This window comes from Micromonospora sp. CNZ297 (genome assembly GCF_007827625.1).
Map to the genome: position 1 here is coordinate 133,399 of NZ_VISU01000001.1, position 14,198 is coordinate 147,596.

The window sequence follows — 14,198 nt, forward strand, 5'->3', positions numbered from 1 at the left end:
GCGGGAGGTCGGGGTGGGGGGCGGGGGCGGTCATGAGGTGCTCACCAGGAGGGCCGTGTCGGCGCCGCCGAAGGCGGCGTTGAGGGTCAGGGCGTGTTCGGTGCGCGCGGGGCGCGGGGCGTCGCGGATGACGTCCAGCGGGCACTGCGGGTCGGGGCCGAGCCAGCCGGCGGTGACCGGCAGCTTGCCGTGCCGCAGGGCCAGCACGGTGACCAGCAGTTCCAGCAACCCGGACGCCTCCAGCGCGTGCCCGTGCACCGACTTGGTGGAGCTGACCGGCAGCCGCCCGGCGTCCTCGCCGAACACCCGGGTCAGCGCCGCCGCCTCGGAGGCGTCGCTGAACGGGGTGCCGGTGGCGTTGGCGTTGACGTAACCGATCGCGTCCGGGGGCAGCCCGCCCCGGCGCAGCGCCGCCTCGACCGCCCGGGCCAGCCCGAGCCCGTCCGGGTGCGGCTGGCACGCGTGGTACGCGTCCCCCGCCCGGCCCCACCCGGCCACGCTCGCCAGCGTCTCGGCGCCCCGCCGGGCGGCGGCGCCCGCCGACTCCAGCACCACGGCGGCCACCCCGTCGCCCAGCAGCAGGCCCTTGCGCCCGGCGCTGAACGGGCGTACCGCGCCGTCGGCGGCGAGCGCCCGGCCGGCGTCGAAGAGCGCGTACTGGTCCGGTTCGACCAGGTAACCGGCCGCGACCACGACCCGCTCCAGGTGGCCCCGGCGGATCAGCGCCGCCGCGTCGGCGACCGCGCTGCTCGCCGACACGCACGCGGTGGTGTAGATCCGGGTACGCCCGCCGAGGCCGCACCGTGCGGCCAGGTGACCGGCGAGCGCCGGCACCGTCGGCTCGTCCCACCCCTGCGGTACGGGCAGCGAGTACGGCCCGCCGTGGGTGGCCAGGAACAGCGCCGACTCCGCCCGCCCGGCCCGGTCCAGTCCGGCGGCCCGGGCGGCGGTGTCGATCGCGTCGGTCAGCTCGCCGGCGAGCGTGCCGACGTCCGGCAGGGTGGCCGCCACCGTCACCCGGCGGCCGGTGGTGTCGAAACGGCGCACCGGCGCGAACGCCGGGGTGCCGGTGAGCACTCCGGCCAGCAGCGCGTCGGCGCCCCTGCCGAGGGCGCTGAGCGCGTAGGTGCCGGTGATCCGTACGGTCTCCCGCTCAGCCATCTGCGGGAGCGGTGAGAGAGCCACGGAACACCGCGAGCGCGTCGTCGACGGTGCGGATGCCGGCGAGTTCGTCGTCGCTCAGGTCCAGCCGGCGGTCGTAGCGCTGCTCGACCATGTGCACCAGCCAGGCCAGCTCCATCGAGCCGAGCCGGTCCGGCACCTGGTCGGCGGGTTTCGCGGTCAGTTCGGCGAGCATGCTCACCAGGTCAGCTCGCCCCAGGTCGGGCTGACCGGACATCAGGACTTGTCGCTGTTCGCGGCCACCCGGTCGGCGACCATCGTGGTGAACTCGCCGACCGTCATCAGCGCCAGCTTCTCCGACTCGTCGTCGGCGAACTTCACGGCGTAGCGGTCCTCGACGCGGACCGCCAGGTCGGCCAGGGCCAGCGACTCCAGGTCGACGCCGGAGGGGCCGAGCGTGGTGTCGTCGTCGAGCTCCTCCACGTCGTAGTTCATGTCGGCGAGCTGTTCGACGACGAAGGTGCGGACCTCGTCTCGCATGGGTTCAGACCTCTTCTCCGTGTACCGGCTGACGGTGCCCGGTCGGGACACCGTGTGCGTGTGAACCGGCGGGGTCGGGCGCGCGGGTGGCGCGTTGCCCGGCCGGTCCGGGGCGGGATTCGGGGTGGACCGGACGTCCGGTGGGCGTCCGGCGGGTGTGCGGCTCGTACAGCGGGCCGGTCACGACGCCGCATCCCGCAGCGCCGGGACGGACCGGACCAGCTTTCCGGTGGTGGTGCGGGGCATCTGGTCGAGCAGGCGCAGCGTGCGGGGACGCTTGAAGCCGGCCAGCCGCTCGGCGATCAGCTTGTCGAGCGTGTCCTCGGTCAGAGAGCGGTCGGTCTGGACGTACGCGGTGATGCCGTCGTCCCACACCACGACCGCGGCGACGACGCCGGGCAGGCCGGCGACCGTGGCCTCCACCTCGGTCAGGTCGACCTTCAAGCCGCCCACCGACACCTGCGAGTCCAGCCGGCCCTTGATGGTGACCAGGCCCGTGTCCGGGTCGACCACGCCGGCGTCGCGGGTGTGCAGCCAGCCGTCGGCCCACCGGGTCGGGTCGGCCAGTCCGACGTACGGGTTGGCCGGGCAGCTCACCCACAGCTCGCCGTCGCGCTCGCGTACCTCGATGCCCGGGGCGGGCGCGATGGCGGGCCGGTGCCGCCCGTACAGGTCGGTGCCGATGACGCCGACCTCGGTCATCCCGTACATGTTGCCCAGCGGGACGCCGTAGCGGCCGGTGAACGCGTCCGCCACGGCCGCGGGCACCAGCTCGCCGCCTGTGGTCATGCGCTTGAGCTGGGGCAGCGGCCCGGCCGGTGTGGTGGAGGCGAGCAGCCCGATGTGGAACGGGACGCCGAGCACAGTGGCCGGGGTGTCCTGGGCGGCGACGGCGGCGAGGATCGCGTCGCCGCTGAGCCGTTCCGGCGGGCACAGCTCGACGCCGGCGTGCAGCCCGTAGAGCAGGCCGCCGACCAGGCCGAGCACGTGCACCATGCTGGGGAGCAGGATGATCCGCTCGCCGGGCAGCGCGACGCCGTCGATGCGGGTGTAGCGGTGCACCTCGGCGACCAGGTCGGCGGCGGTGCGGCCGATCACCTTGGACGGTCCGGTGGAGCCGGAGCTGAGCTGGATCACCGCGTGCGGGCTGCCCGCCGGGCGGTCGGAGTACGCGCTGACCCCCGCGGTGACGTCGACGAAGATCCGCAGCGCGCCGCCGCCGGTTCGTACCGGGGCGACCACCACCTGCGGGCCGAGCCGGCGCAGCGCCTGGTCGACCTCGTGGTCGGTGAGCCGGTGGTCGAGCAGCACCGCCTGGGCGCCGGTACGCCAGGTGGCGAGCAGGTGCGCCACGTACGCCAGCGAGGGCGGCAGGCGCAGCGCGGCGGCGCCTCCGGCGCGCAGCCCGGCCCCGGCGAGCCGGTCCTGCGCCTCGCCGACGAGCCGGCGCAGCGTGCCCTTGTCGACCGGTTCGGGCAGGCGCAGGCAGACGTCGGTGTCGCGGCCGGTGAACAGGATGTCGTCCACCCAGTCCACCGTCGTCGAGGCAGGATCTTCCGCCACGGGATGTGCAGTCACGACCAGCCACCGTTCCACTGAGGAACTGGGCGGATCCGCCCAGCGGGTACGTCGTTCGGGGTATGGCGGAACCCTACGACGCCCCTCTTCTGCATCGCCAGATGCAAATGGCTAGATCCAAAACAGCGGCTGGGTGGATTGCTCAGGCTCGATCGGACAGGCAGGATCGGGGCCACGCCGGCAAGGTAGTCCGCCGGCCGCCGGATGCTGTCCTCCAGCTCAACCCGGCACCCACCCACCTGCCGGGCGGACGGCGTAGTCCGCGAGCGCGGGTGCGAGGGCGTCGAAGGCGACGTGCGCGTAGCCGGTGACGGCCCGCGCGATGTCGTCGTCGCCCTGCCCGGCGATGGTGCGGCGCATGGTCTCCTCGAACAGCAGCCGATGGATGCCGGCCAGCTGCGCGGCGGCGACCCGGGGCAGGATGTCGTCCTCGCGGCTCCCGGTCTCCTCGGCCAGGGCGGCGGCCAGGGCCTTCTCCCGGTCGTCGTGGAACTCGCGCAGACGGGTCACCAGCGCCGGACTGGCGGCGATCATCCGGGCGAACGCGGAACCGGAGAACCCGATGACCGGGTCGTGGGCGGCCACCGCCGCGAGGTAGGCGCGGCGCAGCGCCGCCAGCGCCGACTCGCCGGGCTCGCGCTCCCGGACGACGGTGGCCAGCTGCCGCACGAACTCGTCGTGCATGTCCAGCGCCAGATCCTCCTTCCGAGGGAAGTAGTTGGTGACGGTCATCTTGGACACCTGCGCGGCGGCGGCCACCTCGGCGATCGTCACGTTGTCGAAGCCACGTTCGAGGAACAGGCGGGTGGCCTGACCCGAGATGTTCTCCCTGGTCTGGCGCTTCTTCAAGGCCCGGAGGCCGGTGCTCTGCGCGGTCACGCCCCCCACCATACCTGGTACGAACCAAAAATTGTTCTTGACATGTTTTTAGGTTGGGCCTAACTTTAGGTCGTACCGGCGAACAGCCGGCACGGAAGGGAGCCCGACATGCCCGCCCACACCCGCGACATCGCCGCCGGCAAGCCCCGCCGCCCGCACCTCGCTCCGGCGCGCCGGCCGCACGTCCCCGTGGTCGCCCCCCGGCGCCAGCCCCGCCGGATCCCCGGCCGCCGCTGACCCGCCGCCCGTCCCGAGCCCCGCACCGTCCCGGAAGGAGCACGCCTCATGCTCGCCACCACCCCTGCAGCCGCCGGCCACACCACCGACGCGGTGGCCGCCTACCTCCGGACGATCGGACGAACGCCGCTGCTCACCGCCGAGCAGGAGACGCGCCTCGGCGCCCGAATCGAGGCCGGCGCCCTGGCGCAGCGGCGGTTGGACGACGACGGCGACCGGGTCGGCGCGGCCGAGCAGGACCGGCTGCGGCGACTCGTCGCCGACGGGCGTCGCGCCCGGCACCACATGATCGAAGCCAACCTCCGGCTGGTTGTCTCGGTCGCGAAACGGTACGCGCTCGCCGGCCGGCTGCCGCTGCTCGACCTGATTCAGGAAGGCACCATCGGCCTGATGCGGGCGGTCGAGAAGTTCGACCACCGGCGTGGACTGAAGTTCTCGACGTACGCGACCTGGTGGATCAAGCAGGCGATCGGCCGGGCCCTCACCGACCAGAGCCGCACAATCCGCCTGCCGGCGCACCTGGTCGAGGTGCTCAACCGGGTGAACCGGACCCGCCGCACGCTCGCGGGCGAACTCGACCGGGAGCCGACGCCCGCTGAGGTCGCCGCCCGGGTCGAGGTGCCCGCCGAAAAGGTGGAACTGCTGCTGCGGCACGACCGCGAGCCGGTCTCGCTGCACACGCCGGTCGCCGGGGCTGCCGGCACGACCGAGCTGGGCGACCTCCTCCCCGACGAGGCACCGGGCCCGGCCGGCGTCGTGGTGTCCTCCTGGCGGCGCCGCTACCTGGACGAGGTGCTCGGCACCCTGTCGGAGCGCGAGGCGGCCGTCATCTGCCAGCGGTACGGCCTCGACGACGACCGGCCGAGCACGCTCGACGAGATCGGCACGAGGATCGGGCTGACCCGGGAGCGGGTCCGCCAGATCGAGAGCCAGGCGCTGCGGAAGCTGCGCCACCCCACCCGCGCCCGCGTCCTGGCCGACCTGCACGCCTGAGCCGGCGTCAAGACCGCACACCGACCGTCCCACCAGGAGGCCGACCGATGACACCCGACCCCCGCACCGTCCACCCGCTGCCCGCCTTCGACCGCGTGGTGTTCCTCAAACCACTGGTGACGTCACCGAAGATCGTCGTGGGTGACTACACCTACTACGACGATCCTGACGACGCGACCGGCTTCGAGCACCGCAACGTCCTGTACGCCTATGGACCGGAACGGCTGGTCATCGGTAAGTACTGCGCGATCGCCTCCGGCACCCGATTCCTGATGGCCGGCGCGGCCCATCCCGGCATGGGCGTGTCCACGTACCCGTTCACCATGTTCGGCGGCGAGTGGGCCGAGCAGACCCTCGACATCGTCACCGCCATGCCGAGCCGCGGCGACACCGTCGTCGGGAACGACGTCTGGTTCGGCTTCGGATCCGTGGTCATGCCGGGCGTGCGGATCGGCGACGGCGCCGTCATCGCAACCGGCGCGGTGGTCACCGCCGACGTGCCGCCCTACACGATCGTCGGCGGCAATCCCGCCCGGCCGATCCGGCAACGCTTCGACGACGCCGACATCGTGCGGCTCCGCCACGCCGCCTGGTGGGACTGGCCCACCGGCCTCGTCACCGCGCACGCCCGCACGATCATGGCCGGCACACCCGCCGAGATCGCCCGGATCGCCGCCGAGCACGGCGTGGAACAGCCCGGGTGAGACCGCCGGCCGGCGACGCGCACCCCGGACGGCCGGGCCGCAGGGACGGATTCACCGGCGCCGGCACCGGGCACGGAGGTGCCCGGTGGACACCACCGGTCCGCCCCGAACGAGCGGAGGCGTCATGCGCTGGCAATACCTGGTCCTGCCCCTCGTGCTGATCCTGGTTCTCGTCGGGTTGCGGGTGTGGCTCCCCCGGCGCGCCTTCCGGGCCGGCCGCTCCCTCCGGCAGCGCATCGACGGACGCGACTGACCGGGCTTCGTCAGCCCTCCCCGGCCGGTGGGGGCGCGGCGCCGCGCAGCACCAGCGCGCTGTTGAACCCGTCGAAGCCGCGCGCGCCGACCAGCGCGATCCGGCTGCGGGGCGGGCGGGGCTGCCGCAGGAACGTCAGGTCGCAGCCGGGCGCCGGCTCGTCCGGGCCGGCCGAGGCGGGCAGCATCCCGCGCCGGAACGCCAGCAGCGCGGTGGCCGCGTCCAGCGCGGAACCGCCCTGGTGCGCCCGGCCGGTCAGCGGCTTCTGCGTGGTCACCGGCGGGGTCCGGTCGCCGAACACGGTACGCAGCGCCGCCGCCTCGGCCCGGTCGTGCGCGGGTACCCCGAGCGCGTCCGGCCAGATCACGTCCACGTCGTGCGGGCGTACCCCGGCGCGTTCCATCGCCAGGCGCATCGCGCGGGCGTAGTGGGCCGGGTCGGGGCCGGTGGCCGGGTCGGTGGGCGCGGCGTCGTGGGTGGCGGCCCAGCCGGTGATCTCCCCGTAGACGCGGGCGCCCCGGGCCAGCGCGTGGCCCAGTTCCTCCACCACGAAGACGGCGCCGCCCTCGGCCGGCACGTACCCGCTCGCCGCGACGTCGAACGGCCGGTACGCCCGCTCCGGGTCGGACACGTCGCTGAGCAGGCCGGAGCGGAGCTGGCAGGCCAGCGCGTACGGGCTCAGCGGGCACTCGGTCGCCCCGGCGATCACCACGGGGGTGCCCCGGCGGATGGTGCGCACCGCGTGCGCCAGGCTGTCCAGCCCGCCGGCCGACTCGGACACGGTCACCCCGGACGGCCCCTTGAACTGGTGGCGGATCGACAGCTGTCCCACGCTCGCGGCGTAGAACCAGGCGATCGACTGGTACGCCCCGACGGTGCGGCTCGGCCCGCCCCAGAGCCGTTGCAGCTCCCGCTGCCCGAACAGGTTGCCGCCGGAGGAGCTGGCGAGCGTGACCGCCCACTGATACGGGTCGGGCGACACCTCGGGCAGCCCGGCGTCGGCGAGCGCCAGCCCGGTGGCGGCGAAGCCCAGGTGGGTCCACCTGTCGGTCTGCACCCGCTGCCGGGTGTCGCTGAACCCGGCCGGGTCGAAGCCGGCCACCTCCCCGGCCACCCGGGTCGGGTACCGCTCCGGGTCGAACAGGGTGATCGGCCCGGTGCGCCGGGTGCCCGCGAGCACTGTGTTCCAGTGCGCCTCGACGCCGACGCCGCTGGGCGCGACCACGCCGATGCCCGTCACCACGGCCCGCGCGGTCACGGTGCCACCGCGAGCCGGCGGAACACCATCGCGGACTGGAATCCGCCGAATCCGCTGCCCACCGACAACGCCACGTCCACCGGCACCTCCCGGGCCTCGTTCGGCACGTAGTCCAGGTCGCACTCCGGGTCGCGGGTGGTCCAGTTCGCCGTCGGCGGCACCACGCCGTACTCGATGGCGAGCGCGCAGGCGGCCATCTCGATCGAGCCGATGGCGCCGAGCGAGTGGCCGACCATCGACTTGATCGAGCTGATCGGCACCCGGTACGCCGTCTCCCCCAGCGCCCGTTTGAACGCCGCAGTCTCGTGCCTGTCGTTCTGCCGGGTGCCGGAGCCGTGCGCGCTGACGTACGACACGGCCGTCGGGGCGAGCCGGGCCTGCCGCAGCGCGTCGCTGATCGCCACCGCCATCTCCGCGCCGTCCGGGCGCAGCCCGGTCATGTGGAAGCCGTTGCTGCGGCTGGCGTACCCGGCCACCTCGCAGTAGACGTGCGCGCCCCGGCGGCGGGCGTGCTCGGCCTCCTCCAGCACCAGCACCGCCGCGCCCTCAGCGAGGACGAACCCGTGCCGGTCGGCGTCGAACGGCCGGGAGGCGTGCTCCGGGTCGTCGTTGTCCGGGCTGGTCGCGCCGATCGCGTCGAACGAGGCGACGGTGACCGGGGAGATCGGCGAGTCCGCGGCGCCGGCGAGCACCACGTCGGCCTCGCCGTCGGCGACGAGCTGGTGGGCGTACCCGATGGCGTCGATGCCGGAGGTGCAGCCGGTGGAGATCACCTGCGCCGGCCCGTGCAGGCCGTGCCGGCAGGCCACGTCGGCGGCCAGGCTGCTGGGCACCAGCGCCTGGTAGAGGTACGGCCCGCCGAGCGCGTGGTCGACCAGCCAGTGCCGGCCGGAGTCGCTGACCCGCACGTACTCCTGTTCCAGCGCCATGGTCCCGCCGACGGCGGTGCCGAGCACCACCCCGGCGCGTTCGCGCTGCGCGTCGGTGAGGGTGAGGCCGCTGTCCGCGAGCGCCTCGGCGGAGCAGGCGAGCGCGAACTGCACGTACCGGTCGGCACGCTGCCGTTCGGCGAGCGTGATCCCGGCGGCGTCCGGGTCGAAGTCGCACTCGGCGGCGATCTGCGACCGGAACGGCGACGGGTCGAAGAAGCTGATCCGCCGCGTCGCGGTGCGCCCCTCGGTGATCGTCTTCCAGAAGCGGTCCCGGGTGGCGCCGCCGGGTGCGACGACGCCGATGCCGGTGACCACTGTGCGCCGGCCGGTCACGACGGCTCCCGTGGCGGCGGTGCCGCGCTCTCGGTGTCGACGTGGCCGAGTTCCGGGCGCGGGGCGAGCGGTCCGAGGTGGAACACCACCTCGGCGGGCTCGTCGCCGGTGTTGCGCAGCCGGTGCCGCACGTCCTTCGGCACGTAGAGCGCCTCCCCGGCGGCCACCGGCACCGGCGTGTCGTCTAGGTCGACGGTGATCGCGCCGCGGGCGACGTAGAGGAACTCCTCGCTGTACGGGTGGTAGTGCTCGGCGATCCGCTCCCCCGGCGCGAGCGTGGCGACGCCCATGAATCCGGAGGTGCTGCCGACCGTCTTCGGGCCGAGCAGCACCCGCAGTTCCCCGCCGCGGCGGCGGTCGGCCGGTACGTCGTGGACGGAGACCCGGGCGGTGGTGGTGTCGGTCATCGCGCGCCTCCCGCGTGTGCCCGCTCGATCTTCTCCTTGATCACGGCGAGCTGGATCGTGCTGTTGGTGTTGATCCGGTTGGTCATGGCGGCGTTGTCGACCGGTGCGTCCGGCTTCATCGCGAAGTCCTGGGTCCAGGTCATCCGGGTGCCGGCGGGCGTCTCGTCGTAGCGCCAGTGGATGCGCATGTACTCGAACGGGCCGGTCTCGACGCGCCGGGCGTGCACCTCGCGGGTGGCCGGGTCGGCGGTGCGTTCGCTGACCCAGCTCCACGACACGCCGTTCTCGTCCGGGTGCATGGTGAGCCGGAAGCGCACGGTGTCGCCGTCGCGGTGCAGGATCTCCGCGGTGGCGTACTCGGTGAACAGGTCCGGCCACCCGGCCACGTCGTTGGTGATCTCCCAGACCAGCGGCAGCGGCGCGGCCATCTCCACGGCGTTCTCGGTGTGCCCGGGCGGGTCCGCCTTGCGGGCCACCAGGTCGGCGACGCCGGCGATGCTGAGCTGCCCGGCCTGTTCGGGGATCTTCACCCGCCACCTGTCGGCCACCACCGCCGACAGTTCGAGCAGCGCCAGGGAGTCCATGCCCAGTTCCTCCAGGCTCGCGGCGGGCGCGCCGGCGGCGGCGTCCGGGTCCAGGCCGCAGTGCGTGACCAGGATGTCGGTGATCTCGCGGGCGAGCGGGCGGTCGGGGGCGACGGTCATCGGTTCCTCCAGGTGGTCGGGCCGGCGGCGGGCACGGCGCTGACGGGGGTACGGCCGCCCGGCTCGGCCGCGCCGCGCGGGTCGGGCACGACGGCCCGCGCCGGGGACGCCTCGGCCGCGGCGTCGGCGGGCGGGGCGTCGGTGGGCGGCGCGTCGTCGGCGGGCGGGGCGAGCAGGCGTTCCACCAGGGCGGTGGTGTGCCGGGCGGCGCGGAACGCGGGGTCGCGCAGCACCCGGCGGGCGAACGGGATCGTGGTACGCACACCGGGACCGGCCACGTCGAACTCGGCCAGCGCCCGGTCGAGCCGGTCCAGCGCGGCGTCCCGGTCCGGCGCCCACACCGCCACCTTCGCCAGCAGCGAGTCGTAGTGCGGGCTGACCAGGTAACCGACGTGCCCGTGGGTGTCGACCCGGGTGAACGGGCCGCCCGGCGGCCGGAACCGCTCCAGCCGGCCCGGTGCGGGCGCGAAGTCGCGGTCCGGGTCCTCCACGTTGACCCGGCACTCGATCGCCACACCGTCCAGGCGTACGTCGGACTGGCGCAGCCGCAGTGGGGTGCCGAAGGCCACGTGCAGCTGTTCCTGCACCAGGTCGATGCCGGTGATCATCTCGGTGACCGGGTGTTCCACCTGGATCCGGCAGTTGATCTCCAGGAAGTGGCAGCGTTCGGCCTCGTCGACCAGGAACTCCACGGTGCCGGCGCCGGTGAAGCCGACCGACAGCGCGCCGCGCAGCGCCACCTCGGCGACGGTGTCCAGGGTGGCCTGCCGCAGCGCGGGCGCGGGCGCCTCCTCGATCAGCTTCTGGTGCCGGCGCTGCACCGAGCAGTCCCGGGTGCCCAGGTGCACGCCGTTGCCGTGGCCGTCGCAGAGCACCTGCACCTCGACGTGGCGGGCGTCGGCGAGGTACCGCTCGACGTACACCCGGTCGTCGCCGAACGCGACCTGGGCGGCGGCGCGGGTCCGGGCGTACGCGCGGGGCAGCTCGGCGGCCGAGCGCACCACTGTCATGCCGCGCCCGCCACCGCCCGCGGCGGCCTTCACGATCACCGGGTAGCCCACCTCGGCGGCCACCTCCTGCGCCTCGCCGACGGTGGGCAGCGTCCGGACGCTGCCCGGCGGCAGCGGCAGCCCGGCTGCGCTCATCAGCGCGCGGGCCGTCGACTTGTCCGCGAGCGCGGCCATCACCTGCGGCGGCGGGCCGACGAAGACCAGGCCGTTCTCGGCGCAGATCTCGGCGAAGTCGGCGTCCTCGGACAGGAAGCCGTAGCCGGGGTGGACCGCCTGCGCGCCGGTCTGCCGGGCGGCCTCCACGATCGCGGCCGCGTTGAGGTAGCTGCGGCGGCTGGCCGCCGGGCCGATCCGTACCGCCTCGTCGGCGAGCCGCACCGGCAGCGAGTCGGCGTCGGCGCTGGAGTGCACCACCACCGTGCGCACGCCGAGTTCCCGGCAGGCGCGCAGCACCCGCAGCGCGATCTCGCCCCGGTTGGCGATCAGCACCTTGTCGAACATCAGGAGTCCTGTCCGGTGACCGGTTCCAGGGCGATCAGCGGCTGGTCGTACTCGACGGGCTTGCCGTCGTCGACCAGCACCTCGACCACCCGTCCGGCCTGGCCGGCGGTCACCTCGTTCATCAGCTTCATGGCCTCGACGATGCCGACCACCTGGCCCGGGCGGACCATGTCGCCGACCGCGACGAACGGCATCGCCCCGGGTTCGGGGGCGCGGTAGAACGTGCCGACCACGGGCGAGCGCACGGCCGGCCGGTCGGTCGCCGGCGCGGCTCGCGCGGCCGGTTCGGCGGCCCGCGCGGGGAACGCCCCGGCTGGTTCGGCGGCGCGCGGCGCCGGGGGTGCCGGGTCGTGCCACTCGACCTCCAGCACCGACTCGCCGCTGCGCAGCCGCACCCGGCGCACCGGCCCGGCCAGGTCGGCGACGAGCTTGCGGGCCTGCCGGCGCAGCCCGTCGAGCACCTGCTCGGACTCGGCGTCGGCCATCACGCCACCTCCGCCCGGTCACCCGACGGCGAGGCCGGGAACGGGCCGGCTGCCGATCGGGCCGCGCCGAAGCGGCGGAACCGTTGCCGGCGGCGGCGGACCAGCGTGGCCGGGGGGACGGTGAGCAGCGGCGCGAGGTTCGCCGCGACCGCCCGGCGCAGCAGCTCGGCCGCGCCGCCCGGGTCGGCGTGCGCGGCCGGGCGCGGCTCCGGCACCAGCTCGTCGACCACGCCGAGGCGGCACAGGTCGGCGCCGGTGAGCCGCAGCGCGCGGGCCGCCTGCGGGGCGGCCGAGCTGTCCGGCCAGAGGATCGCGGCGCAGCCCTCCGGGCTGATCACCGAGTAGACGGCGTGCTCCAGCATGAGCACCCGGTCGGCGACCGCGAGCGCGAGCGCGCCGCCGCTGCCGCCCTCCCCGGTGACCACCGCCACCACCGGCGTGGGCAGCACGGTGAGCGCGAGGATGTTCTCCGCGATCGCCGCCGCCTGACCCTGCTGCTCGGCGCTCACCCCCGGGTCCGCGCCGGGCGTGTCCACGAGCGTCACCACCGGCAGCCGCAGCCGCGCCGCGAGGCGCATCAGCCGCAGCGCCTTGCGGTGCCCGGCCGGGCTGGCCATGCCGAAGTTGCGGGTCACCAGCTCGGCGGTGGTGTGCCCCTTCTGGTGACCGATCACCATCACCGGGCGGCCGTCCAGGCGGGCGATGCCGCCGACGACAGCCGGGCAGTCGGCGCCGAGCCGGTCGCCGTGCAGCTCCACGAACCCGTCGAACGCCGTTTCCAGGTAGTCCAGTGTGGTCGGACGACCCGGGTGCCGCGCCGTGCGTACCGTCTCCCAGGGGTCGCGGTCGGGCCGCGGGGTCGCGGTCGGCGCGGTGACCGGCGGGCGCGGCGCGGGCGGGTTCTCCGGCGCCCGGCGGCCCGCCTCGGCGGCGGCGAGCAGCGCCGCGAGCCGGCCCCGCAACGCGTGCCGGGGCACCACCATGTCCACCTGACCGTGCCGTAGGAGGTACTCGGCGGTCTGGAAGCCCTCCGGCAGCGTGGCGCCGGTGACCTGGCGGATCACCCGGGGCCCGGCGAAGCCCAGCCGGGCGCCGCTCTCGGCCAGCACCAGGTCGGTGTTGGTGGCGAAGGAGGCGGCCACCCCGCCGTACGTGGGGTCGGTGACCACGCTGACAGTGAGCAGGCCCGCCTCCCGCATCCCCGCGAGCGCCTGGCTGACGGTGGCCATCTGCATCAGCGACAGCGCGCCCTCCTGCATCCGCGCGCCGCCGGACGCGGTCACCAGCACCAGCGGGATGCCGTCGGCGAGCGCCCGCTCGGCGGTCCGGGTGATCAGCTCACCGACCGCGCAGCCGAGGCTGCCGCCGAGGAAGCGGAAGTCCATCACCGCCAGCGCGACCGGGTGCCCGCCGAGCCGGGCGGTGCCGCACAGCACCGCCTCGTCCAGGCCGGTCGCCGCGCGGGCCGCGCCGAGCCGGTGCGGGTACGGCAGCTCGTCGACGAACTCGATCGGGTCGACGCGTACCGCCCGGTCCGGCAGCGGGACGAACGAGTCCGGGTCGGCCAGCTGCGCCACCCGGTCCGGCGCGTCCAGCCGGGCGTGTGACCCGCACTCCGGGCAGACGTCCAGGTTGCGGCGCAGCCGCTTGCGGTAGAGCAGCGACGCGCATCCGTCGCACCTCGACCAGAGCTGCTCGTCGCGCGGGGCGGTCGTGGTCACTGTGGCCGCCCGGCGGTGTCGTACCTGTGGGCCGGCGCGTCGTAGCGGTAGAAGCAGTGCGCCATCGCGTCGCGCGGCGAACGCCAGGTCGGCAGGTACGGCGAGATGTACGGCCGCAGCCGCTCGCTGATCCGGATGAACTCCGGATGCCCACGGTTGTCCTCGACCGCGCCCTGCGCGGGCGTCTCCGTCTCCAGCAGATGGACGTAGAGGTCGTGCAGCCGGTACAGCGAGCGGTGCCGGACCCCGACCAGGCCGGGCAGCTCGGTCGCGTCGGACTCGGCGAAGATCTCGGCCACCCGGTCCTCGGCCGTCGGCACCACCTTGGCGACGATGAGCGAACGGTCCATTCGCGCCTCCTGCACGTCCCGGTGCGCGGCGAACCGGTCGCGCCGCACGGATTGCCACACGGTCGCGCCGGCGGCGTCTACCGGGCGTCAACCGGGCCCCATCGCGCCACAAACATGGTGACGCTGCGTTGACGCAAGCTGTGCGTGAGCTATGGGAAGATCGCTTTCCGGTTTCCGGTTGACGACACTTC

The 14,198-nt window shown here is 74.5% G+C and carries 17 protein-coding genes; 4 read left to right on the plus strand and 13 right to left on the minus strand.

Features of this window, described 5'->3' with window-relative positions; translation table 11 throughout:
• Window positions 1-30: 30 nt before the first annotated feature.
• From FB454_RS00600 to FB454_RS00620, 5 genes are all read right to left on the minus strand, one after another.
• On the minus strand, window positions 31-1,161 hold the full coding sequence (locus FB454_RS00600; protein WP_013286637.1) for a beta-ketoacyl-[acyl-carrier-protein] synthase family protein: 1,131 nt from the start codon (window positions 1,159-1,161) through the stop codon (window positions 31-33).
• Window positions 1,154-1,399 carry a hypothetical protein gene (locus tag FB454_RS00605; protein ID WP_013286638.1) on the minus strand — a complete coding sequence of 82 codons (246 nt, stop codon included), beginning with the start codon at window positions 1,397-1,399 and terminating at the stop codon, window positions 1,154-1,156. The genes FB454_RS00600 and FB454_RS00605 overlap by 8 nt, the downstream gene beginning before the upstream one ends.
• On the minus strand, window positions 1,399-1,662 hold the full coding sequence (locus tag FB454_RS00610) for an acyl carrier protein (protein WP_013286639.1): 264 nt from the start codon (window positions 1,660-1,662) through the stop codon (window positions 1,399-1,401). Before FB454_RS00610 ends, FB454_RS00605 begins: the two co-directional genes overlap by 1 nt.
• A gap of 180 nt (window positions 1,663-1,842) precedes the next feature.
• Window positions 1,843-3,240 (minus strand): class I adenylate-forming enzyme family protein, encoded by a 1,398-nt coding sequence (locus FB454_RS00615; protein WP_049794881.1) that lies wholly within the window; start codon window positions 3,238-3,240, stop codon window positions 1,843-1,845.
• A 219-nt stretch (window positions 3,241-3,459) separates the two neighbouring features.
• Window positions 3,460-4,119, minus strand: a complete 660-nt coding sequence (locus tag FB454_RS00620) for a TetR/AcrR family transcriptional regulator (protein ID WP_145753546.1) — start codon at window positions 4,117-4,119, stop codon at window positions 3,460-3,462.
• 108 nt (window positions 4,120-4,227) lie between these two features.
• Between FB454_RS00620 and FB454_RS35225 the strand changes: the two genes are divergently transcribed.
• The 4 genes from FB454_RS35225 (at window position 4,228) to FB454_RS35230 (ending at window position 6,306) form a co-directional block, all read left to right on the plus strand.
• A complete protein-coding gene (locus tag FB454_RS35225; protein ID WP_013286642.1) occupies window positions 4,228-4,356 on the plus strand; it encodes a hypothetical protein in 129 nt (42 codons plus the stop codon).
• A 48-nt stretch (window positions 4,357-4,404) separates the two neighbouring features.
• Window positions 4,405-5,349, plus strand: coding sequence for a sigma-70 family RNA polymerase sigma factor (locus FB454_RS00625; protein WP_013286643.1), 945 nt, complete (start codon window positions 4,405-4,407; stop codon window positions 5,347-5,349).
• 47 nt (window positions 5,350-5,396) lie between these two features.
• Window positions 5,397-6,053 (plus strand): CatB-related O-acetyltransferase, encoded by a 657-nt coding sequence (locus FB454_RS00630; RefSeq protein WP_013286644.1) that lies wholly within the window; start codon window positions 5,397-5,399, stop codon window positions 6,051-6,053.
• Window positions 6,054-6,177: 124 nt separating this feature from the next.
• Entirely contained in the window at window positions 6,178-6,306 is a 129-nt protein-coding gene (locus tag FB454_RS35230) for a hypothetical protein (RefSeq protein WP_263643350.1), read from the plus strand.
• A gap of 10 nt (window positions 6,307-6,316) precedes the next feature.
• Here the strand turns inward: FB454_RS35230 and FB454_RS00635 are convergent, their stop codons facing one another.
• Genes FB454_RS00635 through FB454_RS00670 form a run of 8 tightly spaced genes read right to left on the minus strand, consistent with a single transcriptional unit; the run spans window position 6,317 to window position 14,007 of the window.
• Window positions 6,317-7,564 carry a beta-ketoacyl synthase N-terminal-like domain-containing protein gene (locus FB454_RS00635; protein WP_013286646.1) on the minus strand — a complete coding sequence of 416 codons (1,248 nt, stop codon included), beginning with the start codon at window positions 7,562-7,564 and terminating at the stop codon, window positions 6,317-6,319.
• Window positions 7,561-8,829, minus strand: coding sequence for a beta-ketoacyl-[acyl-carrier-protein] synthase family protein (locus tag FB454_RS00640; protein ID WP_013286647.1), 1,269 nt, complete (start codon window positions 8,827-8,829; stop codon window positions 7,561-7,563). The genes FB454_RS00635 and FB454_RS00640 overlap by 4 nt, the downstream gene beginning before the upstream one ends.
• Window positions 8,826-9,236 (minus strand): cupin domain-containing protein, encoded by a 411-nt coding sequence (locus tag FB454_RS00645; RefSeq protein WP_013286648.1) that lies wholly within the window; start codon window positions 9,234-9,236, stop codon window positions 8,826-8,828. Before FB454_RS00645 ends, FB454_RS00640 begins: the two co-directional genes overlap by 4 nt.
• Window positions 9,233-9,940, minus strand: coding sequence for an SRPBCC family protein (locus FB454_RS00650; protein ID WP_013286649.1), 708 nt, complete (start codon window positions 9,938-9,940; stop codon window positions 9,233-9,235). The genes FB454_RS00645 and FB454_RS00650 overlap by 4 nt, the downstream gene beginning before the upstream one ends.
• Window positions 9,937-11,451 carry an acetyl-CoA carboxylase biotin carboxylase subunit gene (locus FB454_RS00655; RefSeq protein WP_013286650.1) on the minus strand — a complete coding sequence of 505 codons (1,515 nt, stop codon included), beginning with the start codon at window positions 11,449-11,451 and terminating at the stop codon, window positions 9,937-9,939. The genes FB454_RS00650 and FB454_RS00655 overlap by 4 nt, the downstream gene beginning before the upstream one ends.
• On the minus strand, window positions 11,451-11,936 hold the full coding sequence (gene accB, locus FB454_RS00660; protein WP_013286651.1) for an acetyl-CoA carboxylase biotin carboxyl carrier protein: 486 nt from the start codon (window positions 11,934-11,936) through the stop codon (window positions 11,451-11,453). Before accB ends, FB454_RS00655 begins: the two co-directional genes overlap by 1 nt.
• The gene (locus tag FB454_RS00665; protein ID WP_013286652.1) at window positions 11,936-13,657 is read right to left on the minus strand and encodes an acetyl-CoA carboxylase carboxyl transferase subunit; all 1,722 of its coding nucleotides are present in this window, start codon (window positions 13,655-13,657) and stop codon (window positions 11,936-11,938) included. Before FB454_RS00665 ends, accB begins: the two co-directional genes overlap by 1 nt.
• Entirely contained in the window at window positions 13,654-14,007 is a 354-nt protein-coding gene (locus tag FB454_RS00670; RefSeq protein WP_013286653.1) for a TcmI family type II polyketide cyclase, read from the minus strand. Before FB454_RS00670 ends, FB454_RS00665 begins: the two co-directional genes overlap by 4 nt.
• Window positions 14,008-14,198 lie beyond the last annotated feature (191 nt).

Coding starts and splice junctions, on each gene's coding strand:
- FB454_RS00600 (WP_013286637.1), bottom strand. CDS start 1,161: ATGGCTGAGCGGGAGACCGTACGGATCACCGGCACCTACGCGCTCAGC.
- FB454_RS00605 (WP_013286638.1), bottom strand. CDS start 1,399: ATGTCCGGTCAGCCCGACCTGGGGCGAGCTGACCTGGTGAGCATGCTC.
- FB454_RS00610 (WP_013286639.1), bottom strand. CDS start 1,662: ATGCGAGACGAGGTCCGCACCTTCGTCGTCGAACAGCTCGCCGACATG.
- FB454_RS35225 (WP_013286642.1), top strand. CDS start 4,228: ATGCCCGCCCACACCCGCGACATCGCCGCCGGCAAGCCCCGCCGCCCG.
- FB454_RS00625 (WP_013286643.1), top strand. CDS start 4,405: ATGCTCGCCACCACCCCTGCAGCCGCCGGCCACACCACCGACGCGGTG.
- FB454_RS00630 (WP_013286644.1), top strand. CDS start 5,397: ATGACACCCGACCCCCGCACCGTCCACCCGCTGCCCGCCTTCGACCGC.
- FB454_RS35230 (WP_263643350.1), top strand. CDS start 6,178: ATGCGCTGGCAATACCTGGTCCTGCCCCTCGTGCTGATCCTGGTTCTC.
- FB454_RS00645 (WP_013286648.1), bottom strand. CDS start 9,236: ATGACCGACACCACCACCGCCCGGGTCTCCGTCCACGACGTACCGGCC.
- FB454_RS00650 (WP_013286649.1), bottom strand. CDS start 9,940: ATGACCGTCGCCCCCGACCGCCCGCTCGCCCGCGAGATCACCGACATC.
- FB454_RS00655 (WP_013286650.1), bottom strand. CDS start 11,451: ATGTTCGACAAGGTGCTGATCGCCAACCGGGGCGAGATCGCGCTGCGG.
- accB (WP_013286651.1), bottom strand. CDS start 11,936: ATGGCCGACGCCGAGTCCGAGCAGGTGCTCGACGGGCTGCGCCGGCAG.
- FB454_RS00670 (WP_013286653.1), bottom strand. CDS start 14,007: ATGGACCGTTCGCTCATCGTCGCCAAGGTGGTGCCGACGGCCGAGGAC.